The organism is Limnobacter sp. (assembly GCF_964228395.1).
In the GTDB taxonomy this organism is placed as follows: domain Bacteria; phylum Pseudomonadota; class Gammaproteobacteria; order Burkholderiales; family Burkholderiaceae_B; genus Limnobacter.
Map to the genome: position 1 here is coordinate 1 of NZ_CAXQZX010000141.1, position 7293 is coordinate 7293.

At 56.3% G+C, this 7293-nt stretch carries 7 protein-coding genes; 1 reads left to right on the forward strand and 6 read right to left on the reverse strand.

Annotated elements, in window-relative coordinates; translation table 11 throughout:
- The 5 genes from ACEQU8_RS11930 to ectA form a co-directional block, all read right to left on the reverse strand.
- On the reverse strand, window positions 1-1269 hold a 1269-nt coding region (locus tag ACEQU8_RS11930; protein ID WP_370263862.1), incomplete at its 3' end, for a sodium/proline symporter.
- Window positions 1270-1317: 48 nt separating this feature from the next.
- On the reverse strand, window positions 1318-2247 hold the full coding sequence (locus tag ACEQU8_RS11935; RefSeq protein ID WP_370263864.1) for a phytanoyl-CoA dioxygenase family protein: 930 nt from the start codon (window positions 2245-2247) through the stop codon (window positions 1318-1320).
- 31 nt (window positions 2248-2278) lie between these two features.
- On the reverse strand, window positions 2279-2668 hold the full coding sequence (locus ACEQU8_RS11940) for an ectoine synthase (RefSeq protein WP_370263866.1): 390 nt from the start codon (window positions 2666-2668) through the stop codon (window positions 2279-2281).
- Window positions 2665-3999, reverse strand: a complete 1335-nt coding sequence (gene ectB, locus ACEQU8_RS11945; protein ID WP_370263868.1) for a diaminobutyrate--2-oxoglutarate transaminase — start codon at window positions 3997-3999, stop codon at window positions 2665-2667. Before ectB ends, ACEQU8_RS11940 begins: the two co-directional genes overlap by 4 nt.
- A 6-nt stretch (window positions 4000-4005) precedes the next feature.
- Window positions 4006-4500, reverse strand: coding sequence for a diaminobutyrate acetyltransferase (gene ectA, locus ACEQU8_RS11950; protein WP_370263869.1), 495 nt, complete (start codon window positions 4498-4500; stop codon window positions 4006-4008).
- 299 nt (window positions 4501-4799) lie between these two features.
- Here ectA and ACEQU8_RS11955 point away from each other — a divergent pair, with 299 nt between their 5' ends.
- On the forward strand, window positions 4800-5282 hold the full coding sequence (locus tag ACEQU8_RS11955; protein ID WP_370263871.1) for a MarR family winged helix-turn-helix transcriptional regulator: 483 nt from the start codon (window positions 4800-4802) through the stop codon (window positions 5280-5282).
- A gap of 384 nt (window positions 5283-5666) precedes the next feature.
- On the opposite strand, the gene ACEQU8_RS11960 is transcribed toward ACEQU8_RS11955, so the two are convergent.
- Window positions 5667-6695 carry a GGDEF domain-containing protein gene (locus tag ACEQU8_RS11960; RefSeq protein WP_370263874.1) on the reverse strand — a complete coding sequence of 343 codons (1029 nt, stop codon included), beginning with the start codon at window positions 6693-6695 and terminating at the stop codon, window positions 5667-5669.
- Window positions 6696-7293 lie beyond the last annotated feature (598 nt).

A 7293-nucleotide genomic window follows, 5' to 3' on the forward strand; every position in this document is an offset into this window, starting at 1 on the left:
CATGGCCACCATGCCCCAGGTCGACAAACGCGCCCCAAGCACATGCCACACCAAAATAGGCACAAAGGCAGCGCCCAGGGTGCCCCACGCCCACACCACCAGGGAGAACACGCTTTGCTCGCTCATCAAACCGATGCTCAGGGCAAAGGCCGTGGTGGCCGCCGTGGCTGCCTTTAAGGCCCAGCGCTTTTGCAGGGGCTTTTTGGGCAGGTCTTGCGTGATGGCCGACGAGCACGACAACACCAGTGAATCGGCGGTGGACATGGTGGCCGCAAATATACCGGCCAGCAGCAAACCAGCCAACCAGGGGGGCAGCAATTCACGGGCCATGGTGGGCAAAGCCAACTCGGCATCAAAATCCCCCTGCTCACCAAAATACAAGCGCGACAACAAGCCCACACCGGTGGCCATGGCATAAAACACCAAGTAGTAGCTGTAGTACCACCCACGCACGCGGTTCATTTTTCGGGTGTCGTCCAGTGCCAGGTAGCGGCTAACAATGTGCGGCTGCCCAAGCACCGCAGCGCCAGCAAACATCCAGCCCATGACAAACATGGCAGGGGCCGTCCAGCCGCCCCAATCAAGCCCCGTGGGTGTGGCTTGTAAAAAGCCCTCGATTTGGCTGGCCTTGGCCACGGCTTGGTTCAACCCGCCCTCGTGCAGGGTCGCCACCACCAGCAACACAGCAATTGAACCGATCATCAGCACGCTTTGGCAAGCATCGGTCCAGATGGATGCACGCATGCCGCCCGCAATGCTGTAAGCGATCACCACCAGGGCCACCATCACCATGCCAACAGCCATGGGCAGATTCAACATGGCCTCTAGCGCCTTGCCACCCGCGCTGATTTGCGCCGCCGCGTAGGTGCTTAAAAACACAAAACTGAGCAAGGCCGCAAGGCATTGCCAAATTCGCCGCTCTTGCCCACCCCACCGCGCCAGCAAGGTAATGATGCTGTTTGCATCGCGGGTGTGGGCCTCGTCGCGCAAGCGCTCATGGGCCAGCTTGGACGCCAACAGGTCGCCCGCAATCCAACCCACCATGAGCCACACCGATTGCACGCCCACGGCGTAGGTAAAGCCGATGAGGCCTATGAACATGTAACCCGAATTGTTGGTGGCCACAGCAGACAAGGCCACCAGCCAAGGGGGCACACTGCGGCTGGCCACGAAGTAGTCCGCAGCGCTGCTTTTGGCCAGGCGAGCCGAGCTCAGGCCAATGGCCAGCACCACGGCAAGGGTCAAAAAAAACACCGCACCCAGGCTCATGCGGGTGCGGCGCGGTTGAGGGTTGGCAAGGTTGCGCGGTGCAAAACGTTATGCCGCCTGCAAACGCTCGTCGACCACACGCTGGCGCAGCGCCTTGAACTGGCGATTGGCCATAAACTCGGGGCGCGGCTCATCGGCGGCATAGGGCGCATTTAGCGCGTTGCTCACCGCGTTGTACACGTAGTACAAATTGGCGCGCAAAAACTCGCTGGTGTTTTTGCCCGCACCATGCATCACGTTGCAGTCAAACAGAAGCACCGACCCGGCCGGGGCCACCACCTCTTCAATCCCACCGTGCTCTTCCAGCAAATCCAAAAACAGTGCAGGGGGCTTGCCAACGGCTTGTTTTTTGAAGGCCTCCTGCACGGAATTGTCCGGGGTTTCACCCGGGCAAGCCACAAAAGTTTTGTGGCTCTTGGGCATAAACTTCAACGAACCGTCGGCAGACACCTCATCGGTGAGCAGCACCGTGGCACTGATGGCACGCATGCCGGGCATGCCGTCTTCCGCATGCCAGGTTTCGAAATCGCTGTGCCATTCAAACCCGCTGCCGTACTGGGGGCTCTTGAAGTTCAAACGCGACTGGTGAATGTACACCTCGTCGTTCAACAAGAATTCGATCACATCCAAAATGTGACGGTTGCTGGCCGTACTCTTGAGCAAGCCTTCAACCTCATGGATGCCAAACAGGGTGCGCAATTGGTCGCTGCCTGGCTCACACAGCAGTTTTTCATCGTACTGACCACGGCAAACCTTGGCCAAGCGCTCACTGGCAGCGCGCAATTGGTCCAACTCGTGGGCGCTAAACACATCGGTAAGCACCAGGTAGCCGTCCCGCTCAAACTGCTCGGTTTGCGCTTGGGTAAGGGGTGCACCCTCGGCCCATTGGCTATACACAACAGGCTCGGCGCGGCGAATCAAGGCACCCTCCACTTTGTCGCGGGTGGGGTAAGGATCTCTTACGGCGGAAACAATCATTCGTTCCTCCTCGGTATTGGTTTTTTCGGATTTACTCGGCCAGCGCCGGGTAGGCGCCAGACTCATCGTGCACTTCGGCCCCGGTGACTGGCGGGTTAAACACGCAAGCCATCACCATGGGTTCATCAAAGGCACGCAGCGTGTGTTGGTCGTGCAGGTTAAGGGCGTACATGGTGCCCGCCTCAATGGCATGCACCTGGCCAGTGGCCTTGTCTTCGATCTCGCCCTTGCCGCTGATGCAATACACGCTCTCCAAGTGGTTTTTGTAATGCATGTGCAACTCGGCACCCGCGTGAATCGTCGTGATGTGAAACGAAAAACCCATCTTGTCGTCACGCAAGAGCATGCGAACGCTGTCCCAACCTTTGGAATGGATGTGCCGATCGCTGCCCTGCACCTCGCTCAGTTTTCTGACAATCATGCTTTCACCTTCGAATCTTTGTTGCTCTTCTGCGCCTGTGCGCTCACCTTGGCCACTGCTTTTTCAAGGATGGTCAAGCCGCGCTTCAGGTCTTCGAGCTCGATGTTCAGGGCGGCAAACACTTTCACCACCTGGCCTTCGTTGCCACAGGTTTCAATGATCAGCTTGTTCTTGAAACATTCGGCCACCACTTCGTCTGCCAACGCGCCCGATGCCATTTCAACACCCTGCATCATGCCGCGACCTTTCAGGCGCACAGCCACGTTGTCGTTGGCCTTCAAAATGCTGCCCAGGCTGTTGTTGACCACCTCGGCGCGTTGGGCAATGCCACGCTCAAAGGCGGGGTTGCTCCAATATTTTTCGATGGAAGCCGCTGCTGTAATAAAGGCATGGCAATTTCCGCGGAAGGTGCCGTTGTGCTCACCGGGCTTCCAGAAATCGAGATCGGGGCGAATCAGAGTGACCGCCAAGGGCAAGCCCATGCCAGAAAGCGACTTGGACAAACAAATCATGTCTGGCTCAATGCCGGCCTCTTCAAAACTAAAGAAGCTGCCTGCACGGCCCACGCCAGCCTGAATCTCATCGAGAATCAACATGGCGCCTGCTTTGCGGGTCACTTTGGCAAGGTTTTTCAACCACTTCATGGAAGCGGGGTTCAAACCGCCCTCACCCTGCACACCTTCCACCAACACGGCGGCTGGGGCATCCTGGCCGCTGGACTTGTCGGTCAGCATTTTTTCAAGATACTCGGTGGTGTCCACGCCCTCGCCCATGTAGCCGTCGTAAGGGTAGCGGTCTACGCCACACAGGGTGGCCATGGATGGCCCACGGTGGTGGCTGTTGGCCGTGCAGGCCAGCGCACCCTGGGTTACGCCGTGAAAGCCATTGGTGAAGGCAATAATTTGTTTGCGCCCAGTGATTTTGCGCGCCAGCTTGATGGCCGCCTCCACCGAATTGGTGCCTGTTGGCCCGGTGAACTGCATGCGGTATTGCATGCCGCGAGGCTTCAGGATGTGACGGTTAAACACATCAATAAACTTGGCCTTGGCTGCGCTGTGCATATCCAGGCTGTGACCAATGCCGTCATCAGCGATGTAGTCGAGCAATGCCGATTTCATCTCGGGATCGTTGTGCCCATAGTTCAGGCTGCCCGCTCCAGACAGGAAATCGAGATACTCCACACCGTTCATGTCGGTCATCACACTGCCCTTGGCTTTCACAAACAAAGTTGGAAAGCTGCGGCAATAGCTGCGCGCTTCAGACTCATTTTTTTGAAATGTGCGAATTTTGGAAAGCGTTTGGAAGTCGATTGACTTGGTGTCGCTACTCATGGTTTTTTACTCCTTGGTTGTTGGCAGGGGAATTTCAACCAAAACTTCGGTTGCATGCCGTCCGCCGAAATGGGCCTGGCTGTCAAACCAGTCCGCTTGAGTTAAATCGCTGCCCCAACGGCGAGCCAACGACTTAAACAGGCCCCACGACGCTTCGTTGTCGGGGGTAATGGATGTGTGAATTTTGGTAATGCCCTGCTGCTGGCCCACAACCCACTCGATGAGTTGCTTGCCCAAGCCCATGCCGCGGGCCTTTTGACCCACAGCCACCTGCCATACAAAAAAGGTGTTGGGTTGCTGGGGTGGCACATAGCCCGATACCCACGCAACAGGCTCGCCATGCAGGGTAGCCACCACGCAGGTGCTTGCAAAATGGCTACACTGAAGCAAATACAGGTAGTGGGAATTCAGGTCAAGCGGCTTACAGGCATCAACCAAATCGAAAATGGCTGTGCCATCTTCAAGGGTGGGGTGTCGTAAAACGACATCACTGTTTGACATGTGGACGAGAAACCCCTGTTATTGGCAGGAATTCTTTTAGTTAAAAAAGTAAATAACTTTCTCATCCTTTCGTAAAAGCTCAATAAATAAAATCAATTATTTACAGAGTTTTTATGAAAGAACACAATCATTATAGTTTACTTTATAAACTATTGCAAACTGGGTGCTGAACCCTGGCGACTCGCCCGGATTTCTTTTTCTGCATTGGCGGCCTACCCCCCCAACAAATTCCGGCCCAAAGCACTGCGAACCCTCTACAATTCTCAAAAATTCATAACATTTCTATTGCTTCGGCGGCCATGAACAGCACCCTACAAGACAGCCTTATTTCCCTTCGCAGGATCATACGCGCCACAGAATCGGGGGCACGGGAACTCGCCAAGCGGGCCGACATGGCCACCTCCGAACTGCTAACCCTCCAAGCGGTGGCCGACAACCCCGGCATTTCACCCGGTGAATTGGCCAAAGCCCTCACCCTGTCACCGGTGACCTCCACCGTGATTTTGCAAAAACTTGAAAGCCGCGATTTGGTGAAAAAAATTCGCAGCGAAAGCGACAAACGCCGTTTGGAAGTGGTGCTAACGGAAAAAGGCGTGCGAGAGGTCAACGAGGCTCCATCAAGCCTTCAAACCCGCTTTGCCGAACGATTTAACCAACTGCCCAACTGGGAACAGCATTTGGTGGCAGGTGTGCTGGGGCGCGTCACTGAACTGATGGGCGCCGATGGGCTGGACGCGGCCCCCATTTTGGACGTGGGTGAACTGCACAAACCCACCAAGTGACCGTTTACTTGGGTTAAACAATTGGAATGTAGGCACTAATCGTTTTTTAACCGTAAAAAACCGATTGACTTGCCCATCATTTGTTTGAATAATTGTCAAAAAATTACAACAGTTAACCTTCTATTTATTTGACAGGCTGAGATGTTTGACATAAGCGCGTTTTTCAGGCGTAACCAGCGCTTCTTCTGGGCTTTAATCGCTGCATTCTTGGTGTTGTTTGTTTCGGTTCAGGTGAGCAAATCCTTTGCGTCCCTTGAGACCAACTACGGCGCAATCAGCGAGTGTAGTTACACGCACCAGCCCTCCGGCCTTCAAAACCCCGAACATCGGGCCCCTCAAGAAAAAAGCCACTGCACGGGCAAAAGCTGATTGCCGGGGGCGAGCTTAATTCGCCTCGACCAGCACCGTGTTTTTACCGGCTTTTTTGGCTTGGTACATCAATTGGTCGGCTTTCTCAAGCAGCTTGCTTACGCCAATCGCTGAGTCTTTGGCAAACACAATGCCCACACTGGCCGAGACCGCCATGCCCGGCGTGGTGTAGTTCACCGCTTCTAGCACAGCTTGCTGAATCCTCTCCCCCAGCGCCTTGGCCAGCTCGGGTTTTGCAAAACCAGTGCTGAGTACTACAAACTCATCGCCCGCCAACCGGAACACCTGGTCTTCTGTGCGCAAACGCACCGACAACTTGGCACAAATGCGCCTCAACAACTTGTCGCCTGTGGCGTGTCCCAAGGTGTCGTTCACGCATTTGAAGTTGTCGAGATCCATGAAAGAAATGACGAAGGGACGCTGCTGGGCCATCAAATCCTGAAGCGCCAATTCCAAGGCTTTGCGGTTGGGCACTTTGGTCAGCGGGTCGGTGAGGTTGGCCACCTGCAAATTTTTTGAATTGGCGTGGATACGCTCACTCACCCGGTAAAAATGCAAGGGCAAAGCCGCCAATAAAAACAGATTGGCCACCACCAATTCGCCCAAGGCTTGCCAAGCGGGCACTTGCAAATACACCGCCACCAAGATGACTGCCGACAACACCGAGTGCAAGGCTAAAGCCCAAGGCCCATAGCGAATACCGCGAATCAGCGCAACCACCGCCATGAGGGGCGACAAAAAATACAAGTACGCGGGCGCCAAGGCCAGACCCAATCCAATGATGGGCAAGTCCAGCAGGTAGGCCACGCGCTCAAGCCATTGCCAGCCGTGCTCACGCTCCGAAATTAACCAGGCCTGCAAGCCGGATAACAGACCATACACAGGCAAGCCCACCATGAAAGCGAACAAAGCCGCATCGCCTTGAATGGCCCCGCCCGGGGTGGCGACAAACACCACGGCAAAAGCCAATGCACAAAAGCCCATGCGCTGGCGCGCGCGGGACAAGGCATCGGACAAATCAATGGTGTGGGACAGGGGGCTCATGGTGTCTTTGTGGCATGAAGCGCGGCAGAAAGCAGTACCTAGAAAGGGTTATTCTAGGTGGCAAGCGGCTGGCAGCGGTGGGCAAGCTCCTGTCTGGCGCGGGCTGGCGTGGCGCAAGCGCCTTGAAGCAAGTAGACCCGTGCCCCTTTCGTTCGCTTGCTCCTTGAAGCAAGCAGGTCCATGCCCCTTTGCGACGGCCAATCTGTGTTTCCCTCCCTGAGCCTCGCCTGAACTGAGGCCCGCCCTCCAAAACTGAAGGTCGGGTCGGGCCTCTGCCCCCTTTTGGGGCACCGTTCATTCTTGGCACGGTCGGGCAGATTGTCCTGAAGGTCGCTGCAGGGGCATTGGCCCCTGCTGGCTTCTGGGCAAGCGAAGGCGGCTCAGGTTGCGTGCGAGCAGGTCTTGCGCCCGCTTGAGTCACGGTTGCGCGAATCACCGGCATGGCCAAGCGCAGCGCCGGGGCTGGGGTGGCACTGGCCGCGCAGGCCGATTCAGGGCAGCCCGCCCGGTTTGGCCCACACCGAGGGGCCGAGGCGTGTTTCCCCGCCAAGCCCCCGCTTGGCGGGAAACCGAATCGGATGCAATGGCGACATTTTCG

Bases quoted from the DNA above. Each gene is read 5' to 3' on its own strand.
- ectA (WP_370263869.1), bottom strand. From the start codon at position 4,500: ATGTCAAACAGTGATGTCGTTTTACGACACCCCACCCTTGAAGATGGC.
- ACEQU8_RS11955 (WP_370263871.1), top strand. From the start codon at position 4,800: ATGAACAGCACCCTACAAGACAGCCTTATTTCCCTTCGCAGGATCATA.
- ACEQU8_RS11960 (WP_370263874.1), bottom strand. From the start codon at position 6,695: ATGAGCCCCCTGTCCCACACCATTGATTTGTCCGATGCCTTGTCCCGC.
- ectB (WP_370263868.1), bottom strand. From the start codon at position 3,999: ATGAGTAGCGACACCAAGTCAATCGACTTCCAAACGCTTTCCAAAATT.
- ACEQU8_RS11940 (WP_370263866.1), bottom strand. From the start codon at position 2,668: ATGATTGTCAGAAAACTGAGCGAGGTGCAGGGCAGCGATCGGCACATC.
- ACEQU8_RS11935 (WP_370263864.1), bottom strand. From the start codon at position 2,247: ATGATTGTTTCCGCCGTAAGAGATCCTTACCCCACCCGCGACAAAGTG.